Source organism: Paraburkholderia heleia NBRC 101817 (assembly GCF_000739775.1).
In the GTDB taxonomy this organism is placed as follows: domain Bacteria; phylum Pseudomonadota; class Gammaproteobacteria; order Burkholderiales; family Burkholderiaceae; genus Paraburkholderia; species Paraburkholderia heleia.
Genome location: NZ_BBJH01000047.1, coordinates 22,906 through 45,270, shown reverse-complemented (window position 1 = coordinate 45,270; position 22,365 = coordinate 22,906). Strand labels below are relative to the sequence as shown.

The window sequence follows — 22,365 nt, the reverse complement described above, 5'->3', positions numbered from 1 at the left end:
CGGGAGATTGGCATGCAGGAGAACGTCATAGCCCTCGTGACCGGGGCCAATCAGGGAATCGGTCTTCAGATCGCGAAAGATCTCGCGTCACATGGCCTCACGGTGCTGGTCGGGTCGCGCAATCCCGAACGCGGTGAGGCCGCGGCGAGGGAGGTCGGGCCGAGTGCGCGCGCGCTCCAGCTCGACGTGACGGATCAGGCTTCGATCGCCGCCGCCGCGCAGCCCATTCGCGACGAGTACGGCCGGCTCGACGTGCTCGTCAACAACGCTGCGATTTCGGGCACGAACCGGCAACCCGGCCAGTCCGTCGAGGACTTTGCGAAGACCACTCGCCCGAGCAATGTCTCTCTCGATGAAATGCGCGCGGTGTGGGACACCAACGTGTTCGGCGTGCTGGCCGTTTATCAGGCGATGCTGCCACTCCTGCGCAAATCGACGGCCGCTTGCATCCTCAACGTGTCGAGTGGCGTTGGGTCGCTCGCGACGAACTCGGACCCTGCGTTCCCGTGGCGCTCGATCTTCGGTCCGGTATACCCGGCGTCCAAGACGGCGCTCAACGCATTGACCGTTGCCATGGCGATCGAGCTGGAGCCGGAGGGAATCAGGGTCAACGCCGTCTCTCCGGGCTACACCCGCACGAACCTCAACGGCTATACGGGCACGGAAACCGTCGAGGAAGGTGCCCGCGAGGCGGTGCGCGTCATTCTGCTGGGCCCGAACGGTCCGTCTGGGACATTCACTCGCTGGGAAAATCAGACGATTCCGTGGTGAGCGACGGGTCCGGTGAAGCACCTTCACTAAAGACGACGCGGCCGATCTAACCCAGACTGCAGTGCGCCGCAAGATGCCCTAATTTTGCTGTTGTGCCGTGTCGACACGAAGCGCCATTATTTTTGTCCGCTAGATGACTGCCACACGCCTTGAGTAATCTGGCGATGCGCCTGAATACGGAATAGCCCCCTGTTAGGTGCACCCCTCGGCCGCATCCTCGTATGCGGCTTTTTTTATGCACTGCCAATATTTGAGGCCGTCTTGCAAAACGGCATGGAAGGAACACCGTGGCACAGCATGTTGTTGCGGGAAGCATAGGGCACGCGAAAAGGGGTACCATGAGAAAGCTATCGAACGCCAGGCTTATCCGCGCCTGAGCGTGTAGCGTCTCCGTACCCAGGGGGGCCAGCCATGATCCAGTATCTCACCACTGCCGATTCGCCGGTCATCGAGATCACCGTCGAAGGCAAAATCACCGACCACGAACTGCGCGATGTTATCGAACGGATGCGTGGCGATCTTGAACTGAACGGCAAGACCCGTGTGCTCGAACGCATCGAGCATTTCAGCGGTATCGAGCCAAAGGCGCTGTGGACCGACATGACGCTCGGCGTCTCCGTCGCCCGCGAGGTCACCCGCGCCGCGGTGGTGGCCGACGCGGCCTGGATTCGCGCCTCGATGCATTTGGCGCGCTTCTTTACCAAAGCCGAAATCAAGGCGTTCCATATCAACGAGCTGGAACAGGCGCGCGCCTGGATCAACGCCTAAGCGGCCCTGCCGGCCAGTTGAGAGCAGCAGCGCGGCAACGGACGAGCCGGTCACGCCGACAATGGCGCCCATAACGCCATGCGCTCGTAGCGTGCATAAAATCCGCCGACGTTTTCAGATCGAGCCGCGCCGTTATTCAGGTGACAGGTATTCGAATTCCAAACTAGCCGCCGCCTCTGACACGTTCCCAGCCGTGTCTCACGGCCGTCTTGAAGCGCTCCCATCCGCTTTCCGGATATCGCGACTCCCAGTTCGCGCGCGCATTCGCTTCCACGCCCTGCCAGTCGGTCCCGCGATACCGCTCGTCGCGTCCGAGCGTGGCGCCGTGCGAGTAGGCACGGCGATACTCGTCGAACGACGCCCCGGTGTTCGCATAATGTGCGTCGTAGTCCTTCCTGAAGTCGTTGTCGTAAGGCTGTGGGTCGTCATGCTGGCCGCCGAGACCCGGATCGCCCATGAAGCCCGTCCCCAATGGACGCTGGGCGTTTGACGCTGCGGCGTTGGCGTCGGGAGCCTGCGCGGTGTGCGCCTTGACGCCGGCATCCGCATTCGTGCGCGCGAACCCGGCTTCAGACGCGCCCGCTGCGTGCGGCTGCTTCTCCACGGGCGGTGCAGATCCGCGCGCCGCTGCTGCAGGGGTGCCAGGAGAAGCCGTCGGCCGCAACGCCGACGCGGCCCGCGTGTCGCCTTGCCATCCCTGCGTGGTTTCGTGCGGCCTGGCACGTTCGCCGGTCATTGCGCTGCCCGGATGCGCTGCGTGTTCCGGACCTTGCGCCTTCGCAGAACCAGCGTGCCACGCGTTGGCGCGCTCCTCGATGTCCGCGGCACCGGTGCGGAGCATCGTTTCAATCGCCCGGTCGACTTGCGATTCGGAAACATCGGCGCTGACTACCGTGCCGCCGCGTCGGATGAATTCCCTGTAATCCTCTGCATCCGGTGGATACTGTCCACTCGTGAAGATGCGCGCGAACAGTTGTTCGAGCCGGTCGAAGACTTTCTTGTGGTGGTGCATATCGACAGCGCCCCGAACGTAGACACGTGGCCCCTTTTCGCGGGGCGCATCGACCGATATCGAATAGATGGCAATATCGGCTTGCGCTATGCCAGCCTCACCCAATGCGCGCTGCGCCGAACACGCATTCGCGTAGCTGTCGTACACGCCTAGCACCGTTGGCCTCATGACTTTCCCCTCCGCAATTGGCGGGCGGCGTCCTCGCCGCCGTATCGGCGCCAGGCGCACAATGCGTGCCCGCGTTCGCCGCGAAAAGCGTGAATGACCGGTATGGCAATTCGGAACACGGCCCCTGGAGAGGCCGCGTACTCTTCGTTATAGCGAGAAGATCAGCGAGGAGCGGAAAATAGCGGATCTACGGTAATCCGCTCAAAGCGCGTCAGCGTCGCAACACTACACACCATGGCCTCGTACAAGTCGATTGCCAGCGCGGTCTGGACACCGCGCCGCTCAAGCCCGGCTATCCGGCGCTCCTGCTCTGCCACCAGTTCGAAGGCGCGCGCAACACGCTGATGCTGCCGATTCGCTCTCGCCGATGTCACGCCCGTCATGCCCGTTTCGCACGCCACGCCCGCCACGCACGCGGCGTCATGCGACATCGGAAGCGCGCTTGCGCTTTCGGACCGCGTGCGCGCTGAAAGGCTAGCAAGGGCATCGAGAAGCACGCCTGGGTTAAAAGGCTTATGCAGAAACCCTTCGGCAACAATACCTGCGCCTGCCTCATCTCCCGACATGAGAATGACCGAAACATCGCGAAACCGTGGAATGGCTCGCAACATGGATACTGCGTCCGGCCCATCGAGAATGGGCATATGAACGTCTGACACAATCGCCTCCGGCGTGGCAGCCAGGGCCGCCGAGACCGCTTCCAGACCATTCCCGGCAGTCGTGACTTCATGCCCGGCATCGGCCAGCAACGTCTGAAGCGCATCACGAAAGGCTGTATCGTCGTCAGCCAGCAGTACGCGGCTCATCACTATCCCATACACCCCTGGAGTTAGCTGCTTCGCAGCATCGGCCGTTCCCACTGACAAATACCCCGAATGCATTTCGGAACCCGTGGAGCTGCCGTACCGCGAGTCGCCTCACGGTGTCACTGTCGCGTCTATTGTTAGGGATGCAAATAAATCAGACAAGCGGGATCGCTCGCGCTTACGTTGGGAAGCCAACCTTTCATATTAATTACGATGCTCTGTAATGTTTGGTAATAATTCGCGCATACAATCGTACCGGTGACAGCTGTCGCGTCGACGGCACATAACGAAAGGTGCTGACCAGATTGTCAGCGCGCCGGGGAGCAGAGGTTACATGCAAGAAAGCAAGGATGACGCGGGCATCGCAGAAGTCGGCATCGAACCGGTTTCCCTCGCCAACGGCGTGGTGCGGTTCGACGTACCGTGGGGGCTGGCCACGGGCAGCCAGCCGGCGACGCCCGCCACCCCGTTGACCCCGGAATTGCCGCGTGCCCGCAAAGGCTCGCGGGCATTGGCCACTTCCACTTGGTTCCTCGGGCTGATTGCGTTCGCGCTCGTATGCGCCTGGCTGCTGCCCGGCACGCTTGGCCACGATCCGTGGAAGCAAGACGAAACCTACACCTTCGGCATCATTGAACACATGCTCGACACCGGCGATCTGGTCGTCCCGACCAACGCCGGGCAGCCCTTCATGGAAAAACCGCCCATCTACGATTGGGTGGCAGCCTCGCTCGCCTGGATGTTCGGCCGGCTTCTGCCGCTGCACGACGCGGCCCGTCTCGCGAGCGTGGTATTCGCTGCGCTCACGCTTGCCTGTACGGCACGTCTCGCCTGGCGGGGTACCGGCGCCGTGCGCTGGTCCGACCCGCGCGTGCCCGGAATGCTCGCACTTTTCGCCAGCACGCTGGTGGTCGTCAAGCATATCCACGACATGATGACGGACGTCGCGCTGATGGCCGGCGCTGCGCTGGCATTCTGCGCACTTTACGATCTTGTCTGCGCTCACTTGCAAATGGACGGCGCGTTGCATCGTTATCCTGACGGAAACCGCGACGCCGCCAGCGCCTGCCAGGACCCGCGCATTCAAGGGCGCGCTGCCCGGCATGCCGCTGCCATGTTCGGCGTTGGAGCCGGAGTCGCCTTTCTGGCAAAGGGCCTGTTCGTGCCGCTCGTGTTCGGTGCAACCATCTGCGCGGCGATGCTGCTTTACCCGGCGTGCCGGAGCGGAAGCTTTGCGCGCTCGCTGGCCCGCTCGGCCCTGTACTTCGCTCCGTTCGCGCTGATCTGGCCGCTTTGCCTCTATCTGCGCTCCGAAACGCTGTTCAGGATCTGGCTGTGGGACAACAACATCGGTCGCTTCTTTGGCTTTTCGGTGCCGCAGCTCGGCTCGGAAAACGCCGGCCACCTGTTCGTGCTGCGTACGGCGTTGACAGTCGGCTTTCCGGTCGTCCCGCTCGCGCTCGTGGCGCTTGCGGCCGGTGCATGGCGACGTCTGCACGAACCCGACGTTGCACTGCCGGTGCTGTTTTCCGGGATCGGCTTCGCGGTACTGCAAGCGTCGGCGACAGTGCGCGAACTCTACATCCTGCCGTTCATCGCCCCGCTCTCCCTGCTGGCCATGCAGTCAGTCCGCTATCTGCCGCAGCGGGTGCACCTCGCGTGGGACATGACAAGCCGTATTGTGTTCGGTTCGTTTGTGGCGCTTGCATGGGCCGTGTGGTGGACGATGACGGCCTCCCCCGACACCCACGGCGTCCTGCATGTGCTTGGCCGCTGGCTGCCGCTCGAATGGGTGATGCCACTTCAGCCGAAGCTGATCATCGCGGCGCTCGCCCTCACGCTCGGGTGGGTCTTGCTGCTGCCTCGGCTCAAGTCGGCCGGCAACTGGCGCGGTGTATTCAGCTGGTGCCTGGGCACCATCGTCGCATGGGGGCTCGTCGGCACGCTGCTGCTGCCGTGGCTCGATGTCGCGAAGAGCTATCGCGCGCCTTTCGAGAATCTGCGTACCAAACTGAACGGCACCTGGAGAGCCGGCGACTGCATGGCGAGCCACGGGCTCGGCGAATCTGAAGCTCCCATGCTCTATTACTTCGCCGGTATCACGCACATGCCCACCGCGGACCCTCGGGCCACGTCCTGCAACTGGCTTATCGAACAGGGTCGGCCCTCGCAGGGAGAGCCGCCTGCGGGAGGCTGGCGACTGTACTGGGAGGGCAGTCGTCCGGGTGACAACGACGAGGCGCTGCGCGTCTATGTACGCATGGCGGCGACGACCTCTTCGTAATCGGCACCGCGCCTGCCTGAACCAACGCTGTTCGACGACTCACTCACGCACGCACGCCCATGCCTCGCATGCGTCTTGCGAAATGGGCTCGCTCCGCGTCGTCCATCAGCGCCAGGAACTGGTCCCCTTCCATATGAACCAGTTCTTCGTGATCGCCCGCCTCGAAGTAGACGTCCGGTTGACCGGCCAGGTTTGTCTCGAGGTAGGTTTTCATTCCATAAGCCGCGCAGATCGGCGGCAGCGCCCCTGCATCGCAGTCCTTGAACAGCTCGCGCAGTTCGTCCTCCGTGGCAAGGGCGAGCCTGCGTCCGGTCTTGTTCCAAAGCTCGGACAATTGCACGGCATAGGTTGAGGGCAGAACGACGGCCACATAGCCGTGCTCGTCCTCGAGCAGCACCGTTTTTGCAAGACGGTCACCGGGAATGTGCGCCGCAGCCGCACTTTCCATGCTCGAATGACTGTATGGGTGGCGCACGATTTCGTAGCGTGAGCCCTTGCTGCGCAGGCGCTCCTGCAAAGTGATCGACATCGACATGGCACACCTCCCGTCGAATGCGTAGAAGAAAACCAGCCTCCACCAATCTTTTCAGGATAGGCCACTCGCGCGCAAATAGCACGCCGATGCCGGCGCCATGGACCTGCAGGACAAGGGCCCGGCAGCAGGACTCAACGGGGTCGCCGGGACGTGGAACGAACTCGCCTGGCTCACTGGGGTTGAACCGGGTGGCACTCCGTGTTGAACCAGTAGTCGACCAGACGCTGTGCCGCCTGTAGATCGTCCGGGTAGTATGGGTCGTCGTACCATGGCGACGGGTTGTAGCCCGCTTTCCTCAGGGCCGCCAGTTCGCTTTGGTGTTCCGCCATCGTCGGAGGCGCGTTGCTTCTGAGCGCGGCCAGGTCGCGGCACTCCGTCGGGCTCAGATGTGGCCCGCTTTGTGACACGCCGCCGACGGCACATCCGGCCAGCAGGAGCGTCAACGCAGTCAGTGTCAGGGGGAGTTTCGGAAAGCTCTTCATGGCGCATCTCCACGCGTCTGATGGGCGCAGCGCAACCCGGGCTTCCATCGCACTGCAACGCCATGTTACGTCCATGCGCGCCATCGGGCAGGCGAAGCCGGAATCGCGAACCATCGCGGCCTACGCAGCCGCAGCGCATGAATAAACTGCGGTAGCATCAGCCTTCCCGATACCCGAGGGTGACGAACCGATGTCCATGAAGGTGCTCATTGTCGAAGACGATTCTTCGATTGCCGCGAACCTCTACGACTATCTCGAGGCAGGCGGTTACGAGGCCGACGTGGCCTCCAGTGGCAACGCGGGGCTGCAGATGGCCCTCGCCGGCTCATGGGACGCCATTTTGCTCGATCTGTCACTGCCAGGCATGGACGGGCTCACACTCTGCCGCAGGCTGCGGGACGAGGCGGCCCGGGACACGCCCGTGCTGATGCTGACCGCGCGAGACGCACTTGACGACAAGCTCGCGGGATTCGTGCACGGCGCCGACGACTATCTCGTCAAGCCGTTCTCCCTGAAGGAAGTGGGTGCGCGGCTCGGCGCCATGATCAAGCGCTATCGTGGCCAGGTCGCCACCATGGAGCTTCGATTTTCGGATGTGCGGCTCAACCTGTCGTCGATGACCGCCGAACGTGCCGGACGCCCGGTGAAGCTCCCTCCCAAATGTCTTCACCTGCTGCGTATCCTGATGCAGTCGCCCCACCGCACCTTGACTCGCGCCGAGCTCGAGTCCGAAGTCTGGGGCGAAGAACTGCCGGACAGCGACACGCTGCGCACGCACATCTATACCCTGCGTCGGGCCCTGTGCGGGCCCGGTGATTCGGATGTGATCGAAACGCTGCATGGCGTCGGTTACCGGCTCGTGGCGGGTGGCGATGATGCGAAATAGCCTGCGCTTCAAGGTCGCCCTGTTTTTTTCCGTGCTGACCATCGCGCTGCTGGCCGCTCAGGCGCTGGGCGTGCGCGCACTGGCCGAGGCGCAGGAGGAGCGGCTGATTGCGGCGCTCATCCGCGACGACATGGCAAGCGTGCTCAAGAGCTACCGGGCCAATCCTGCGTTGCTGCCACCCTTCGACGTGCGCATGAACGGTTATGTTTCAGGTGCGGACCGCGGTTCCATTGTCCTGCCCGAAGCCGTCAGGACCCTGCCGTTCGGCACGCACGAGATCATTATCGACGACCGGGAAATTCACGTGGAGATTGCCCCCCTTGGCACCGCACGCCTGTACCGGGTATACAACTTCAACATCTACGAAAAGCATTTCAAGGAAGTGATCAACGCCCTGATGGGCGGCACCGGCATCTTTGCACTCCTGACGATCTGGCTGTCCTTTGGCCTTTCCGGACTGCTCGTACGTCAGGTTGCAGGACTCGCCCGGCAGGTCAAGACACTGCGGCTGGGTGAATCGGCTGCGATTCTTCCCGGCAAATACGACGAAACGGAGCTCGTCGGGCTCGTGGAGGCGTTCAACGACTACAACCTGCGCATGGCCGACATGATGGCGCGCGAGAAAGAGTTCACGGGCAATGTCAGCCACGAGCTGCGCACGCCGCTCACGGCCATCCAGACAAGCTGCGAACTGCTCGAACAGGATACGGCGATCCAGGGCAAATCGCGCGCAAGGCTGCAGCAGATCGAGCGGGCAGCAGACAACATGCGCGAACTCGCCAATGCACTGCTCATGCTCGCGCGGGAGGATTCTGCACGCGAAGTCGAGCCGGTGGCCGTGGCGAAGATGATCGAGACCGCGTTGTCACCGTTTGCCGCCCGGCTCGCGCAAAAGGGACTCGGCTCATTCATTGATATCGACGGCGAGCTTCGCGTCGTGGCGAACCGCCCTGCGCTTGCGATCGTGCTATCCAACCTGATCGACAATGCCGTGCGGCATACCGACCACGGAAGCCTGCGCTTTCGCTACGCCAACGGCTGGCTTTACATCGAGGACACGGGACCAGGCATTCCGGCGCACGCGATCCCGCATGTCTTCGACCGGTTCTACCGGGCTGCATCGCCCGACACCCCGACGCCCGGGGTCGGGATCGGCTTGTCGATCGTCAGGAAGCTGTGCGAGCGCTACGGGTGGGCAATCGAGATTGGCAGTGAGCCCGGCAAGGGAACCAGCGTGTCGCTTCGGCTGCCGGCGGCGAGCCGGACCTGAGCCGGTTTCACGCGGATCGGCTCGCGCGGCTATCGCGTCGATCGGGCGAGCCACCTTTCTGGAGCTGCGCGGCTTCATGCAGACAACGTACGGCCATGGCACGAACATGACCCAGATCAATTTGCGCGACCGGTCCGCTCCTACGATGACCTTCAAGTCGAGGGTGAGTGTGTGAATGCTGCCCTGTCGTTCTGGCTGCCGGATCTGGAGCTATGGCGACTGAATCAAGGAGGAAGGAGCGCCGAACCATGAGTCACTACCTGGGTTTGGGACCGGAAAAAGCAGCCCGTACGGTGCCGAGTGCCGAGGATATTCTGCAGGATGCGCAGAATTTCTCGCTGGTCCTGGGCGGCCCCCTCTTCCAGCTCCTGCGCCGGGCGCACATGGCCGACGATGCGCTGGAGTTGGTGCGCCTGCGGGTTCTTGTCATCTCGCTCGTGGCGTGGCTGCCGCTGCTGGTGCTCGCCGCTCTGGACGGACATCTGCTGGGCAACAGGGTGGCGGTACCGTTCCTGCTGGACCTGGAAGTTCACATCCGCTTCCTTGTGGCAGTGCCCCTCCTGATCATCGCCGAGCTCGTTGTGCATCGGCGCCTGCGTCCGATCGCGCGTGCATTCCTCGACCGGAAGATCATTCCAGAAGCGTGCGTGACGCGGTTCGATGAGGCCGTCAGGTCGGCATTCCGCCTGCGCAATTCAGTGGCCGCCGAACTGCTGCTGATCGCGCTGGTGTACGGTGTGGGTATCCTCGTCGTGTGGCGCCAATATAGCGCTCTGCAAACGACGGCGACATGGTACGCAGCACCTGCCCCCGGCGGCCTGACGCTTACGCTCGCCGGATTCTGGTATGCCTATGTGAGTGTGCCGCTGTTCCAGTTCCTGTTGATTCGCTGGTATTTCCGGCTATTCATCTGGACGCGGTTTCTCTGGCAGGTATCGCACATCGAACTGAGCCTCGTTGCCGCGCATCCTGATCGCGTCGGCGGCCTGGGATTTCTTGCCAATACCGTTTACGCGTTCACAACCCTCCTTGTCGCTCACGGAGCAATGCTTGCCGCCCAGTTCGCCAACCGCATTTTCTTCGCCGGGGCGGCACTCACGGAATTCAAGGCCGAGACCGGCGCGATGGTTCTCTTCCTGCTGTGCCTGATCTTTGGCCCTTTACTGGTCTTCGCGCCTCAACTGGCCCAGGCGAAGCGCACGGGCCTGAGCGAATACGGCGCGCTTGCGCAACGGTACGTGCGCGAGTTCGATGCCAAGTGGCTGCGCGATGGCGCGCCTGCCGGCGAGGCATTGGTCGGAAGCGGCGATATTCAGTCGCTTGCGGATCTCGCCAACAGTTTCGACGTGGTCCGAACCATGCGGATCGCCCCCGTTACCAAAGATGCCGTCGTTCGCCTCGCGGCAGCGGTACTTGTACCCATCGTGCCACTGGCACTGACGATGATGTCTCTCGAAGACCTCCTGAAGAGGCTATTTGGATTGGTATTTTAGAAGCTGTCGCGACTTGCCGGGCGCTCGCACAGCGATACGGGCAGGAGGATTACCATGACCGATCAACCCAAAAAGATGAATGTCGTGCAACTGACGTTCATCGTCACCGTGAACATGATGGGATCGGGCATCATCATGCTGCCGGCCAACATGGCGCAGGTCGGTGCGATCTCGTTGCTGTCGTGGCTCGTTACGGCAGTCGGATCGCTCGCCATTGCCTGGGGCTTTGCCGAAGCCGGACTGTTGAATCAGCGTGCCGGCGGCATGGCCGCCTACGCGGAGGAGGCTTACGGCAAGGACGGCTATTTTCAGGTCTTCTTTCTCTACTTCCTGTCTATCGCCATTGCGAATGTAGCGGTCGCGAGTTCTGCGCTCGGCTATCTCGCCGCATTTTTCCCCTTGCTGACCTCGTCCCCGCTCGCGACCTGTCTTGGCGTGATCGGTCTTCTGTGGCTGACCACGCTGGCCAATTTCGGCGGCCCCAAAATAACGGGCCGCATCGGCGCGGTCACGGTTTGGGGTGTGATCCTGCCCGTAGGCTTCATCTCGGTTGCAGGGTGGCTGTGGTTTCAAGGCGCAACTTTCGCCGCAGCATGGAACCCGAAAGGGCTACGCCTCGTGGAGGGCATGGGTTCGAGCATTTCGCTTACGCTTTGGGCGTTCCTCGGCATGGAATCGGCAGTTCAGAACTCGTCGGCCGTCGAGAACCCCAGGCGCGATGTGCCGTTGGCCTGCATGTTCGGCACCCTCGGCGCGGCGGTTATCTACATTCTCTCCACGGCCGTGATCCAGGGCATCGTGCCGAATGCGGAACTCGCCCAATCGACGGGACCGTTCGGCCTCGCCTTTGCCAGAATGTTCAACCCTGCCGTTGGTTCCGTCGTCATGGCCCTGGCGGCCATGGCGTGCGTCGGCTCCCTGCTGGGCTGGCAATTCACGCTCGCGCAAACGGCCAAAGACGCTTCCGATAGCCAGATGTTCCCCGCTGTTTTCGGTAAGGCAAATCGCTTGGGCGCGCCGGTTGCGGGCATGGTGATCATGGGAATCGTGCAGTCAATGATGGCCTTGTCCACGATTTCCCCCAATCTGAGCGAACAATTCGCTGCACTCGTCAACCTTGCCGTCGTCACCAATGTGATTCCGTATGTCATTTCGCTATCGGCTCTGTTCGTGATGATGCGCAACGCCGCCACGCAGGCAGCGAAGTACCGGCTCAACGCGTCGGTCGCGGTGGTGGCCCTGGCGTACTCGGTCTATGCCATCTACGCTTCGGGCAAGGATGCCGTGATGGGGGGAATGCTGGTCATGGCGATCGGCTACGCGATCTATGGCTTCGCGGTCAATCGCACCGGCTCGCCGGCCTCCGCGCCGCGCACGGCTGCGGGTTCCGCTGCTGCGGCGATGACCATCGGCATACTCGCGCTTTCGGCGTTCATGCCGCATCCGGTGCACGCCGGGGAGCCAACGACGAGCGCGACGCTCCTGCGAATCGGGCAGTCGGGCACGATCCGCATGGGCTATCTCAGCGATGCGCGTCCGTATGCGTACAGGGACGCCAGTGGTCAGGTGACGGGCTACACAGTGGCGTTGTGCCAGAAGATCGCGGAACAGATCCGCAGCGAGACGGGCCTCGCCACACTCAGGATCCAGTGGGTTCCGCTCCCGCACGGCGACGACACGCGTGCGTTGCGTGAAAAGCGGGTCGATCTCGTGTGCGGGGTGCTCGATACGCTTACGAACCGACAAGGCATGTCGTTTTCCATCCCAGTCTATCCAGGCGGTATAGGCGCCCTTTTGCGCACCGATGCGCCTTCCGGGCTGCGCGAGATTCTTTCGGGCGAGCGCCTGTCTCATCCGATCTGGCGCGCCTCGCCTGCCAAACTCCTCTCCCGGCAAACAGTGTCGGTCGTCGCGGACTCGCCTGCACAGCGCTGGCTTGGCGACAAGCTCGACAAGTTCGCAATCTCGGCGACGATTATTCCCGTCACTTCAATCCAGGCCGGTTTCCAGAAGGTCACGGACCGCCAGTCGAGCGTCTTCTTCGCGGACCGCGCGCTTCTCATTGCGGCGGCGCACGACAGCCCCGCGGCAAACGACCTCGTCGTTCTCGACCGACACTTCACGAGCGTATCGGTGGCAATCGGCATGACGCGCGGAGATGACGACCTGCGTCTGCTGGTAGACCGCACGCTCAGCCGCCTGTATGGGTCGCCGGAGTTCGCTGCAGTGTACGAAAGGTGGTTCGGAAAACTCGATGCGGATTCACGCGCGTTCTTTCGCTGGGCAACGCTGCCGGAGTGAACAACCTGCGTGACGCGGACGGCCCTCGCGATTGCCCATCATCCCTGTTTGCGGCTGGCCCGGTGCCACGTGAACGCCCCGTGGAAGCCATATCCGTCTCACCTCACGATATTGACGATCAGACAGGCTCATAGCCGCCGCCACATGAGGCCACGTTGACGGGCCATTCGTGGCGTTGGTTAGCCCTGCTCGCCTGTCGGCCGGCCGCGAGCGCGGCGTCTGTTGCTCCCCTGGATCGCGGTATCGCTCGCCGCTATACAATGATGCGGGGTCAACCGCAATGTCGCGGTTCAAGCCGCCACCCGTTCTGCAGACAACGCGCGCGGCCGATGAATCAGCCCATGGCCAGGCAACTTTGCGCCGAGCAGTGAAGTCCCGGTTGTGTTCCGACAGTCAGTTCGAAACGAACACGGAGAGCGAATTGGAACAGAACAAGCCACTCAGCGGCCTGACCCACGAGCTCTTTCGGCAGGTGGTGGAGGCGGCGCCCAACGCCATGGTGATGGCCGACCGCGACGGCCAGATCATCCTGGTAAATGCACAGACGGAAAAGCTCTTCGGCTACTCGCGCGACGAGCTGCTCGGGCATTGCGTCGATATGCTCGTACCGGAGCGCTTGCGCGCTGCACATCCGGGTTATCGTCATATGTTTTATGGCGACCTGCGCAGTCGCCCGATGGGCGTCGGTCGCGATCTCTTTGCCCGGCGCAAGGACGGCTCCGAGTTTCCGGTCGAGATCGGACTCAACCCGGTCACGACCGACAACGAGATATTCGTTCTGGCAGCCGTTGTCGACATTACCGAGCGCAGACGGCTCGAGGAGCGCTTCCGACAAGTGGTGGAAGCCGCACCCAATGCGATGGTGATGGTGGATCGTGAGGGCCGGATCGCCCTCGTCAATGCGCAGACCGAGAAATTGTTCGGTTATACGCGCGAGGACCTCTGCGGCAAGCCCATTGAAACGCTCGTACCGGAGCGCTTCCGTGCCGGGCATCACGAGTATCGCGCCGCGTTTTTCGGTGACCTGAAGCCGCGGCCGATGGGCACCGGGCGCGACCTCTACGGGCTGCGGCGGGACGGCTCGGAATTCCCGGTCGAAATTGGACTGAACCCGGTCCAGACCTCGGACGAAGTCTTTGTGCTCGCTGCGATCGTGGATATCACGGAACGCAAGCGTGCTGAGCAGGAACTGCTGAGACGGACGGAAGAGCTCGCCCGCTCCAATCAGGATCTCGAACAGTTTGCTTACGTCGCCTCCCATGATCTTCAGGAACCGTTGCGCGCCGTTGCCGGCCCTCTGCAATTGCTGCAGCGCAGGTATCAGGGTCAGCTGGATGCGCGTGCGGACGAATTCATCGGACACGCAGTGGACGGCGCGACGCGCATGCAGACTCTCATCGACGACCTGCTCGCCTATTCGCGGGTGGGCCGGTCGGGAGCCGCACATCAACTGACCGAGTGCGGAAGGGCACTCGACCAGGCGCTAAAAAGCCTGAGCGTCGGCCTGCTGGAGGCTGGCGCGACGATCAATCGCGGAGAGTTGCCGACTGTGATCGCCAATCCAACACAGGTTGCCCTGCTTTTTCAGAACCTGGTGGGAAATGCCCTCAAGTTCCGTCGTCGCGACGTCCCCGCGCAGATCGATGTCAAAGCCGAGCGCGACGGCAAGGACTGGGTGATCTCGGTGAGGGACAACGGGATCGGTATCGACCCCCAGTATTTCGCGCGGATTTTCCTGATCTTCCAGCGCCTTCATACGCGCGCCGAGTATCCAGGTACCGGAATAGGACTGGCACTCTGCAAGCGGATTGTCGAGCAGCACGGGGGGAGGATCTGGATCGAGTCTGTTCCAGGTAGCGGGACAGCCTTCTTTTTCACGCTGAATGCAGGGACGGGCGATGCGCTTCCGTCCCGGCCCGAATCGCAGGAGTAGCCCATGCTATCCGATCCAGCCGACGACCTGATTCACATCCTCCTCGTCGAGGACAGTCCCACGGACGTCATGATGACGCGCGAGGCACTTGACTATTACAAGGTCGCGAATCCGCTGCATGTGGTGGAGGACGGCGTGGTCGCCATGGAATTCCTGCGGCGCGAGGGCAAACATCGCGCAGCGCCTCGACCCGGCCTGATCATCCTCGATCTCAACCTGCCGAGAAAGAGCGGTCGGGAGGTGCTCCAGGAGCTGAAGACCGATCCGGATCTCATGCACATTCCGGTAGTCGTGCTAACCACGTCCAGGTCGGAGGAGGATGTAGCGAGAACGTACGGCCTCCATGCAAACTGCTACATCGCCAAACCGGTCGATTTCGCGAAGTTCGTCGACGTCGTGCGCACAATCAAGGACTTCTGGTTTGGTGTCGTCACGCTCCCCGCTGTCAAATCATGATCAGGCTGCCGGAATTTCAGATCCTCCTCGTTGAGGACAGCCCGAGCGACGCGCTGCTGATCGGCGAGGCGCTCAGCGATGTGCGGGATTTCCGGCACAGCCTGGTTCGAGCCGAGTCCCTGTCAGGCGCGCTGGCACGCCTTGCGACCGCGCATTTCGACGTGGCGCTGCTCGACCTGGGATTACCGGACGCGCAAGGTCTCGACACATACAGAACTTTGCATCGGCAGGCACCCGACCTGCCGGTGCTGGTTCTCACGGGCCTCGAAGATATGTCGGTCGGCGTGCAGGCGATCCAGAACGGCGCGCAGGATTACCTCTCGAAGCGCGAGATACGTCCGTCGGACTTGAGCCGGGTCATCCGGTACGCGCTCGAACGGCATCGCGCAGCCATGGCGCTCAGGGAAAGCGAAGAACGCTTTCAGTTGGCCATAAGCGGCGCAACCGCGGGCTTGTGGGACTGGAATCCGAACACCGACGCAATCTATCTCTCGCCACACTTCAGGGAAATCGCCGGTTATGGCGGCGACGAGTTGCCGGGTCGAACCCAGGTCCTGCTCGACGTCGTTCATCCGGACGACGTCGATCGGGTCAAGGCCAGCCTCGCGGGGCACCTCGAGCACAAGTGCGCCTATGACGTCGAATATCGGATACGCATGCGTTCCGGTGAGTACCGGTGGATCCACTCACGCGGCCAGGCGTTGTGGGACCGCGCCGGCCGGCCCTACCGGATGGTCGGCTGGATCATGGACATAACGGACCGCAAACGCGCAGATGAAGCGCTGCGGGAGTCGCGCGAAGACCTGCAGCAGCTCTCGGCGAATATCCAGCATGTGCGCGAAGAGGAAAAGACGCGTATCGCGCGCGAACTGCACGACGATCTGGGCCAGCAGCTGGCTGCGTTGAAGCTGGAAGTCTCCCGCATCGACAACCGCGCCGAAGCCTCCATGACGGCACTGGCCGGCGCAGATCTGCACACCATCTACACGTTGATCGATCAGCTCGTTGTGTCCGTGAGGCGAATTGCTGCGGATCTGCGTCCCGCCATGCTGGACGATCTCGGCTTGATCCCCGCAGTCGAATGGTTCAGCGACCAGTTTTCGGCGCGATATGGAGTGCGCGTGATCCGGCAGATCGATGCAGACGACATCGACTTCACCCCCGAAATCGCGACTGTCGTGTTCCGCGTTGTCCAGGAAGCCATGACCAACGTCGCCCGTCATTCGGGCGCGACCGAGGTGATGCTCAATATTGTGCGGCAAGGACCGAACTGTATCGTAACCGTTGCCGACAACGGTCGAGGCTGCCCGAGCGACAGGCGTCCTGCGCGCAATTCGTTCGGCCTGCTGGGCATGCGTGAACGTGCCGCGGCGCTCGGCGGTGAGCTGTGGATACAGACGGCACCTGGACAGGGATTTACGTTATCCGTTTCATTGCCGGTTGCGGGGGGCTCGTCTATGGGATGAACGGCGCGCCGCGGGAACGTCAATGCATCGGGGTCGCCGCCGTGGCCATCCGCTTGACGCACGCCAATCGCGCGGCGGTCGGCGCACACCGCTTGCGGCCGCGAGATCCGATTCGCCTGCTCCTTGAAGTCGATGATCCAGATCAATTTGACGCGGCGATTCCGTGACGTAATAGACCGGCGTTCCGTTACGAGGAGCTTGTCATGAGTCAACCCGCAGGGCATTTCCACGACGCGCAGCAGGCCAAAGCCGAACCACAGCTTTCGGCCGCGCCGCGCAAACTCCGGTTTGGGCTGCTGAGCGCACTGGTCATCGGCTCGATGATCGGCAGCGGCATTTTCTCGCTGCCGCAAAACATGGCCTCGGGCGCTGGGGCGGGCGCCATCGTGCTCGGCTGGCTGGTTACCGGCATTGGCATGCTGATGCTGGCGCTCGTCTATCAGACGCTGGCGTTGCGCAAACCCGAACTCGACAACGGCATCTATGCGTATGCGCGGGCCAGCGCCGGCGAGTTCGTCGGCTTCAACTCCGCGTGGGGCTACTGGGTCAGCGCGTGGATCGGCAACGTCGGCTATCTCGTGATCGTGTTCGGCACGCTGGGCTACTTCTTCCCGGCATTCGGCGACGGCAACACGCGCGCCGCAATCGTCGGCGCCTCCATCGTGCTGTGGCTCATGCACGCTGTCATCCTGCGCGGCGTACGCGGGGCGGCGATGCTGAACGCCGTCACCACCATCGCCAAGATCGTCCCGCTCGTCATCTTCATCGCGATCGCCGCCGCCGCGTTTCACACCGGCCGCTTCAGCGCCGACTTCTGGGGCAACGCCAAACTGCCGAGCGTGCTCGACCAGGTGAAGAGCACAATGCTCATCACGGTCTGGGTGTTCATCGGCATCGAGGGCGCCAGCGTCTACTCGGCGCGCGCCCAGCAGCGCGAGGATATCGGCCGCGCCACCATCACGGGTTTCGTCGTCGTGTTGTTGCTGCTGATGGCGGTTTCGCTGCTCTCGTTCGGCATCGTGACGCAAGCCGAACTGGCGGGCATGAAGAATCCGTCGATGGCCGGGGTGCTCGAACACGTGGTCGGCCGCTGGGGAACCATTCTGATCAGCATCGGCCTGCTCGTCTCGGTGGGCGGCGCGCTGCTCGCCTGGACCCTGCTCGCCGCCGAGACGCTCTTCACGCCCGCGCAGGATATGGTCATGCCGGCATGGCTCGCGCGCGAGAACACGCACGGCGTGCCCGCCAATGCGCTGTGGGTCACCAACGGTCTCGTCCAGCTCTTCCTGATTGTCACGCTGGTCTCGAACGCCACATACCAGGCGCTGATCTCGCTCGCGACCTCGATGATCCTCATTCCTTACCTCTTCTCCGCCGTGTATGCCGCCAGCATCGCGATTTCGGGCGACGGCTATGCGCCCGGCGACGCGGGTCGCCGCCGCGACGTGCTGATCGGTGCGCTCGCCACCGTCTACTGCGTCTGGCTCCTGTATGCGGCCGGCCCGAAGTATCTGCTGCTAAGCGCCCTGCTCTATGCGCCGGGCGTGTTGCTCTACGGCTGGGCGCGGCGCGAGCAGCACGCTCGCTGGTTCAAGCCGTACGAGGCCGTCGTGCTGCTCGCCATCGTCGGGCTCGCCGGGCTCGCGGCATGGCTGCTCGCAACCGGCCGACTCGGCCTCTGAGCGCAGACGCGGCCATGGGATTCGGCGTCTACTCCGAGGCAGGCAAGCTGCACCGCGTGCCCGTCTCGCGCCCCGGGCTCGCCCAGGCACGCCTCGCGCCCGCCAACCGCGAGGCGCCACCGTGCGACGACGTGATCAGCGTTGCGCAGGTGATTGCCGCACCGCCGCCGCGCTCGCGCCTGCGAGCGTAACGCGGCTTTCCGCGCCCGTCCGGCGGGGTAATGCAGAAACACGCCGGAGATCACGAAGTGAACGACCGATTGAAAATGAAAAGAAAACTCGTGTGGATCGGCGCGGTGCTCGCCGTCGCCGCTCTGCTCTCAGCGGGCGTCGCCTGGCGGCACAACCGCGAAGGCGCATTGCCCGCAGACATCGCCCACGCGAACGGGCGGCTAGAGATGACGCGCGTCGATGTTGCCGTGAAGTACGGCGGGCGCATCGTCGCGTTGCCGGTGCATGAGGGCGACCTGCTCGCGGCGGGTGCCGTCGTGGCGCGCGAGGATGACGCGGAGCTGCGTGCCCAGCTCGACGCGGCCAAAGCCGCTCGCGAACGTGCCGCCGCCACCCGCCAGCGCGCCGGCGACGAGGCCGACGCGAGCACCGCACAGGTGCGCCTCGCACGGCTCGAATGGACTCAGGCGTCGAACCTCTTCGCCTCCGGGCAGATCTCCGGTGTCGAGCGCGAGCGGCGCCAGCTCGCGCTCGACGGCGCGCAAGCGGCGCTGGACGCCGCCCGGGCGGCGCAAGGCGAGGCGAGCGCCGCCATCGCGGAAGCCGACGCGCAGGTCGCGCGCCTGCAAGCCGTAATCGACGAAACGATCATCCGCGCGCCGCTCGCGGGACGCGTCGAGTACCGCGTCGTGGAAGTCGGAACCATGCTGCCCGCGGGCGGGCGCGTCGTTTCAATGCTGAATCCCGAAGACATCTACTTCACGATCTTCCTGCCCGGTCCGCAAGCGGGCCGTCTCGCCATTGGCGCGCAGGCGCGCATCGTCCTCGACGCCTTTCCCGGCGAGCCAATCCCGGCGCGCGTGGGCTACGTGGCGAGCGACGCGCAGTTCACGCCGAAGTATGTCGAGACGCAGGGCGAGCGCGCGAAGCTCATGTACCGCGTGAAGCTGCAGTTGCCGCCCGAGGTGGCGCGCCGCTTCGCCGCGCGCCTGAAGGGCGGCATGACCGGCGATGGCTATGTGCGGCTCGATGCGTCGAAACCGTGGCCGGCCGCGCTCGCCGCGCATGGAACCTGAGCGATGCGCACGCAGGAAACCGGCACGCCACGCGGGGCGAGCGCGGACGAGATCCGCATCGAACGCCTCTCGCACCGCTACGGCGCGGCTCTCGCGCTCGACAATGTCTCGCTCGCGCTGCCATCGCGAACGACGATCGGGCTGATCGGCCCCGATGGAATCGGCAAGTCCACGCTGCTCGCCCTTATCTCAGGTGTGAAGCGCATTCAGGATGGCGAAATATCGGTCTTCGGCGCTGATCTGCGCGTGCGCAGCGCGCGCGAGCGCATGCTGCCGCGCATCGCCTACATGCCGCAGGGGCTCGGGCGCAATCTCTATCCCTCGCTCTCGGTCTGCGAAAACGTGGACTTCTTCGGCCGCCTGTTCGGCCTGCCGGCGCGCGAGCGTGCTGCTCGCGTGGCGCGGCTGCTGGAGGCGACGGGACTCGCGCCCTTCCGCGAACGCCCTGCGGGCAAGCTCTCGGGTGGCATGAAGCAGAAGCTCGGTTTGTGCTGTGCACTGGTGCACGACCCCGACCTGCTGATCCTCGACGAACCCACCACCGGCGTCGATCCACTCTCGCGCCGCCAGTTCTGGACCCTCGTGGACGAGCTGCGCGCCGCGCACGGCGCGATGACCGTGCTGGTCGCCACCGCGTATATGGAGGAGGCACAGCGCTTCGCGCATCTGGTGGCAATGGACAATGGACGCGTGCTCGTCAGCGAACGCACCGACGCCGTGCTGCAGCGCGCCGGCACCCACAGTCTCGAAGCGGCCTACATTTCGCTCCTGCCGCCGCAACGGCGTGGACGTGCAGAGCATTTCGCGATCGGAGCGCAGATCCGGTCGGACGGCGCGCCCGCGATCGAAGCCCACGGCCTCACGCGCCGTTTCGGCGCGTTCGTCGCGGTCGACCACGTGAGCTTTCGCATCGAGCGCGGCGAAATTTTTGGCTTCCTCGGCTCGAACGGCTGCGGCAAGACAACCACGATGAAGATGCTAACCGGCCTTCTCGACGCGAGCGAAGGCTCGGCCATGCTGCTGGGCAAACGCGTCGACGCGTCCGATATGGGCACGCGCATGAGGATCGGCTACATGTCGCAGTCGTTCTCGCTTTATGAAGAGTTGAGCGTGCGCCAGAACCTCGACCTGCACGCGCGGCTCTATCGCATGGAAGGAGAAGCGGCGCGGCGCGCCGTGCACACCGCGCTCGCGAGCTTCGAGCTGCAGGCCTGCGCCGACGAGCGGCCCGCGAGCCTGCCGCTCGGCATCCGCCAGCGCCTGCAGCTTGCGGCGGCCTGCCTGCACGGACCGGAAGTGCTGATCCTCGACGAGCCGACATCGGGCGTCGATCCCGCCGCGCGCGACATGTTCTGGCGGCATCTCGCGCGGCTCTCGCGCGAGCAGGCGGTCACGCTGTTCATCTCCACGCACTTCATGAACGAAGCCGAACGCTGCGACCGCATCTCGCTGATGCATCGCGGGCGGGTGCTCGCGATAGGCAGCCCGCAAGCATTGCGCGAGACACGCCATGCGGCGACGCTCGAAGAAGCGTTCATCGCCTGGCTCGAAGAAGCGCAGGCGCAGGACGCGCCGCCGCCCGGGGCACGCCCGGCGCCTCCTGTTGCCGCGCAGCACGAGCCACACGATGCGCGCGCGGCAGACAACGCGGCGCGCACCACGCACCGGTGGTCGCCATCGGTAGCGCTGGCGCGCGTCTGGGCATTTGCGCGGCGTGAATCCATCGAGCTCGCCCGCGACCGCCTGCGCCTCGCCTTCGCACTGCTCGGCCCGGTCGTGCTGCTGCTCGCGGCGGCGTGGAGCGTTTCGTTCGACGTCGAGAACGTGCGTTTCGCGGTGCTGGACCGCGACCAGAGCCTCGCGAGCCGCGAGCTGGTCGAGCAATTCGCGGGCTCCCGCTACTTCGAGCCGGTGGGCGCCGCGCACAGCGAACCCGACGCAACCCGCCTGCTGCGCGCCGCCGATGCGCAGCTCGTGATCGAGATCCCCCCGGATTTCGGCCGCGACCTGCTTGCTCAGCGCCGCCCCGAAATCTCGTTCCACGTGGACGGATCGAGTCCGTTCCCCGGTGCAACCATCGCGACCTACGTGGACGCCGTACTGTTCGGCTTCATGCGGACGTGGCAGGCGCGTGCGCCGCTCGCGCAACCTCCGCTGCCCATGCGCGTGGAAACGCGCTTCGTCTACAACGAGTCGTTTCGCAGCATCTATGCGATCACGCCCGGCATTGTCATGCTCGCGCTGATCCTGATCCCGGCCATGCTCACCGCGCTGGGCGTCGTACGCGAAAAGGAAATGGGCTCGATCACGAACCTGCACGCTTCGCCGGCCAGCGCGGGCGAATATCTGCTCGGCAAGCAGTTGCCCTATGTCGCGCTCGCGATGCTGAGCTACGCCGTGCTCGTGCTGCTCACGGTGAGCGTCCTGCGCGTACCGCTCAAGGGCTCGCTCATCGCGCTCTCATTGGGAGCGCTGCTCTTCGTGTTCGCCACAACCGCGCTCGGGCTGCTCGTCTCGACCTTCGTGCGCTCGCAGGTAGCGGCGATCTTCGGCACCGCGATCCTGTGCCTGATTCCGTCCGTGAACTTCTCCGGCCTGCTCTATCCCGTCTCCACGCTCACGGGCAGCAGCTACTGGGCGGGTCTCGCGTTTCCGTCGTCGTGGTTTCAGCTCGTGAGCCTCGGCTGCTTTGCGAAGGGCCTCGGCGCCGGCAGTTTCGCACCGATGTACGGGGCGCTGCTCGGCTTCGCGCTCGTCTACCTGCTCGCCGCCTACTGCCTGCTGCCAAAACAGGAGACCTGAACA

Annotated in this window: 18 protein-coding genes; 14 read left to right on the top strand and 4 right to left on the bottom strand. The window is 63.9% G+C overall.

Annotation, left to right across the window (positions count from 1 at the left end):
- Window positions 1-12 precede the first annotated feature (12 nt).
- A complete protein-coding gene (locus tag BHE01S_RS30450; RefSeq protein WP_042270600.1) occupies window positions 13-771 on the top strand; it encodes an SDR family oxidoreductase in 759 nt (252 codons plus the stop codon).
- Between the two features lie 411 nt (window positions 772-1,182).
- Window positions 1,183-1,539 carry a SpoIIAA family protein gene (locus BHE01S_RS30445; protein WP_042270598.1) on the top strand — a complete coding sequence of 119 codons (357 nt, stop codon included), beginning with the start codon at window positions 1,183-1,185 and terminating at the stop codon, window positions 1,537-1,539.
- Window positions 1,540-1,702: 163 nt separating this feature from the next.
- Here BHE01S_RS30445 and BHE01S_RS30440 read toward each other — a convergent pair whose 3' ends face one another.
- Both BHE01S_RS30440 and BHE01S_RS36175 read right to left on the bottom strand, forming a co-directional pair.
- Window positions 1,703-2,719, bottom strand: a complete 1,017-nt coding sequence (locus BHE01S_RS30440) for a hypothetical protein (RefSeq protein ID WP_042270596.1) — start codon at window positions 2,717-2,719, stop codon at window positions 1,703-1,705.
- 161 nt (window positions 2,720-2,880) lie between these two features.
- Window positions 2,881-3,525 carry a response regulator gene (locus tag BHE01S_RS36175; RefSeq protein WP_052406190.1) on the bottom strand — a complete coding sequence of 215 codons (645 nt, stop codon included), beginning with the start codon at window positions 3,523-3,525 and terminating at the stop codon, window positions 2,881-2,883.
- A 334-nt stretch (window positions 3,526-3,859) separates the two neighbouring features.
- Here BHE01S_RS36175 and BHE01S_RS30430 point away from each other — a divergent pair, with 334 nt between their 5' ends.
- Window positions 3,860-5,809, top strand: a complete 1,950-nt coding sequence (locus BHE01S_RS30430) for an ArnT family glycosyltransferase (protein WP_063769114.1) — start codon at window positions 3,860-3,862, stop codon at window positions 5,807-5,809.
- Between the two features lie 43 nt (window positions 5,810-5,852).
- On the opposite strand, the gene BHE01S_RS30425 is transcribed toward BHE01S_RS30430, so the two are convergent.
- Together BHE01S_RS30425 and BHE01S_RS30420 are read right to left on the bottom strand one after the other, a co-directional pair.
- Complete coding sequence (locus BHE01S_RS30425; RefSeq protein WP_042270592.1) at window positions 5,853-6,344, bottom strand: aminoacyl-tRNA deacylase; 492 nt, start codon at window positions 6,342-6,344, stop codon at window positions 5,853-5,855.
- 170 nt (window positions 6,345-6,514) lie between these two features.
- Window positions 6,515-6,826 (bottom strand): DUF4148 domain-containing protein, encoded by a 312-nt coding sequence (locus BHE01S_RS30420; protein ID WP_042270654.1) that lies wholly within the window; start codon window positions 6,824-6,826, stop codon window positions 6,515-6,517.
- Window positions 6,827-7,022: 196 nt separating this feature from the next.
- On the opposite strand from BHE01S_RS30420, the gene BHE01S_RS30415 reads away from it, so the two are divergent.
- From BHE01S_RS30415 to rbbA, 11 genes are all read left to right on the top strand, one after another.
- Entirely contained in the window at window positions 7,023-7,712 is a 690-nt protein-coding gene (locus BHE01S_RS30415) for a response regulator transcription factor (RefSeq protein WP_042270590.1), read from the top strand.
- On the top strand, window positions 7,702-8,982 hold the full coding sequence (locus tag BHE01S_RS30410) for a sensor histidine kinase (protein WP_042270652.1): 1,281 nt from the start codon (window positions 7,702-7,704) through the stop codon (window positions 8,980-8,982). The genes BHE01S_RS30415 and BHE01S_RS30410 overlap by 11 nt, the downstream gene beginning before the upstream one ends.
- Before the next feature lie 248 nt (window positions 8,983-9,230).
- Window positions 9,231-10,475, top strand: a complete 1,245-nt coding sequence (locus tag BHE01S_RS30405) for a hypothetical protein (protein ID WP_042270587.1) — start codon at window positions 9,231-9,233, stop codon at window positions 10,473-10,475.
- Between the two features lie 54 nt (window positions 10,476-10,529).
- Complete coding sequence (gene potE, locus BHE01S_RS30400) at window positions 10,530-12,776, top strand: putrescine-ornithine antiporter (RefSeq protein ID WP_042270585.1); 2,247 nt, start codon at window positions 10,530-10,532, stop codon at window positions 12,774-12,776.
- Window positions 12,777-13,056: 280 nt separating this feature from the next.
- Window positions 13,057-14,709 carry a sensor histidine kinase gene (locus tag BHE01S_RS30395; RefSeq protein ID WP_084069385.1) on the top strand — a complete coding sequence of 551 codons (1,653 nt, stop codon included), beginning with the start codon at window positions 13,057-13,059 and terminating at the stop codon, window positions 14,707-14,709.
- A 3-nt stretch (window positions 14,710-14,712) separates the two neighbouring features.
- Window positions 14,713-15,165, top strand: a complete 453-nt coding sequence (locus tag BHE01S_RS30390; RefSeq protein ID WP_042270584.1) for a response regulator — start codon at window positions 14,713-14,715, stop codon at window positions 15,163-15,165.
- Window positions 15,162-16,631, top strand: a complete 1,470-nt coding sequence (locus BHE01S_RS30385) for a hybrid sensor histidine kinase/response regulator (RefSeq protein WP_042270582.1) — start codon at window positions 15,162-15,164, stop codon at window positions 16,629-16,631. Before BHE01S_RS30390 ends, BHE01S_RS30385 begins: the two co-directional genes overlap by 4 nt.
- 203 nt (window positions 16,632-16,834) lie before the next feature.
- Window positions 16,835-18,313, top strand: coding sequence for an arginine-ornithine antiporter (gene arcD, locus BHE01S_RS30380; protein WP_042270580.1), 1,479 nt, complete (start codon window positions 16,835-16,837; stop codon window positions 18,311-18,313).
- Between the two features lie 14 nt (window positions 18,314-18,327).
- The gene (locus BHE01S_RS38145) at window positions 18,328-18,504 is read left to right on the top strand and encodes a hypothetical protein (RefSeq protein ID WP_157025738.1); all 177 of its coding nucleotides are present in this window, start codon (window positions 18,328-18,330) and stop codon (window positions 18,502-18,504) included.
- A 75-nt stretch (window positions 18,505-18,579) separates the two neighbouring features.
- On the top strand, window positions 18,580-19,560 hold the full coding sequence (locus BHE01S_RS30375; RefSeq protein ID WP_042270648.1) for an HlyD family secretion protein: 981 nt from the start codon (window positions 18,580-18,582) through the stop codon (window positions 19,558-19,560).
- A 3-nt stretch (window positions 19,561-19,563) separates the two neighbouring features.
- A complete protein-coding gene (gene rbbA / locus BHE01S_RS30370) occupies window positions 19,564-22,362 on the top strand; it encodes a ribosome-associated ATPase/putative transporter RbbA (protein ID WP_042270578.1) in 2,799 nt (932 codons plus the stop codon).
- Window positions 22,363-22,365 lie beyond the last annotated feature (3 nt).

Excerpts from the sequence above, each read along its gene's own strand:
- BHE01S_RS30450 (WP_042270600.1), top strand. The coding sequence starts at position 13 with ATGCAGGAGAACGTCATAGCCCTCGTGACCGGGGCCAATCAGGGAATC.
- BHE01S_RS30445 (WP_042270598.1), top strand. The coding sequence starts at position 1,183 with ATGATCCAGTATCTCACCACTGCCGATTCGCCGGTCATCGAGATCACC.
- BHE01S_RS30440 (WP_042270596.1), bottom strand. The coding sequence starts at position 2,719 with ATGAGGCCAACGGTGCTAGGCGTGTACGACAGCTACGCGAATGCGTGT.
- BHE01S_RS36175 (WP_052406190.1), bottom strand. The coding sequence starts at position 3,525 with ATGAGCCGCGTACTGCTGGCTGACGACGATACAGCCTTTCGTGATGCG.
- BHE01S_RS30430 (WP_063769114.1), top strand. The coding sequence starts at position 3,860 with ATGCAAGAAAGCAAGGATGACGCGGGCATCGCAGAAGTCGGCATCGAA.
- BHE01S_RS30425 (WP_042270592.1), bottom strand. The coding sequence starts at position 6,344 with ATGTCGATGTCGATCACTTTGCAGGAGCGCCTGCGCAGCAAGGGCTCA.
- BHE01S_RS30420 (WP_042270654.1), bottom strand. The coding sequence starts at position 6,826 with ATGAAGAGCTTTCCGAAACTCCCCCTGACACTGACTGCGTTGACGCTC.
- BHE01S_RS30415 (WP_042270590.1), top strand. The coding sequence starts at position 7,023 with ATGAAGGTGCTCATTGTCGAAGACGATTCTTCGATTGCCGCGAACCTC.
- BHE01S_RS30410 (WP_042270652.1), top strand. The coding sequence starts at position 7,702 with ATGCGAAATAGCCTGCGCTTCAAGGTCGCCCTGTTTTTTTCCGTGCTG.
- BHE01S_RS30405 (WP_042270587.1), top strand. The coding sequence starts at position 9,231 with ATGAGTCACTACCTGGGTTTGGGACCGGAAAAAGCAGCCCGTACGGTG.
- potE (WP_042270585.1), top strand. The coding sequence starts at position 10,530 with ATGACCGATCAACCCAAAAAGATGAATGTCGTGCAACTGACGTTCATC.
- BHE01S_RS30395 (WP_084069385.1), top strand. The coding sequence starts at position 13,057 with ATGTCGCGGTTCAAGCCGCCACCCGTTCTGCAGACAACGCGCGCGGCC.
- BHE01S_RS30390 (WP_042270584.1), top strand. The coding sequence starts at position 14,713 with ATGCTATCCGATCCAGCCGACGACCTGATTCACATCCTCCTCGTCGAG.
- BHE01S_RS30385 (WP_042270582.1), top strand. The coding sequence starts at position 15,162 with ATGATCAGGCTGCCGGAATTTCAGATCCTCCTCGTTGAGGACAGCCCG.
- arcD (WP_042270580.1), top strand. The coding sequence starts at position 16,835 with ATGAGTCAACCCGCAGGGCATTTCCACGACGCGCAGCAGGCCAAAGCC.
- BHE01S_RS38145 (WP_157025738.1), top strand. The coding sequence starts at position 18,328 with ATGGGATTCGGCGTCTACTCCGAGGCAGGCAAGCTGCACCGCGTGCCC.
- BHE01S_RS30375 (WP_042270648.1), top strand. The coding sequence starts at position 18,580 with ATGAAAAGAAAACTCGTGTGGATCGGCGCGGTGCTCGCCGTCGCCGCT.
- rbbA (WP_042270578.1), top strand. The coding sequence starts at position 19,564 with ATGCGCACGCAGGAAACCGGCACGCCACGCGGGGCGAGCGCGGACGAG.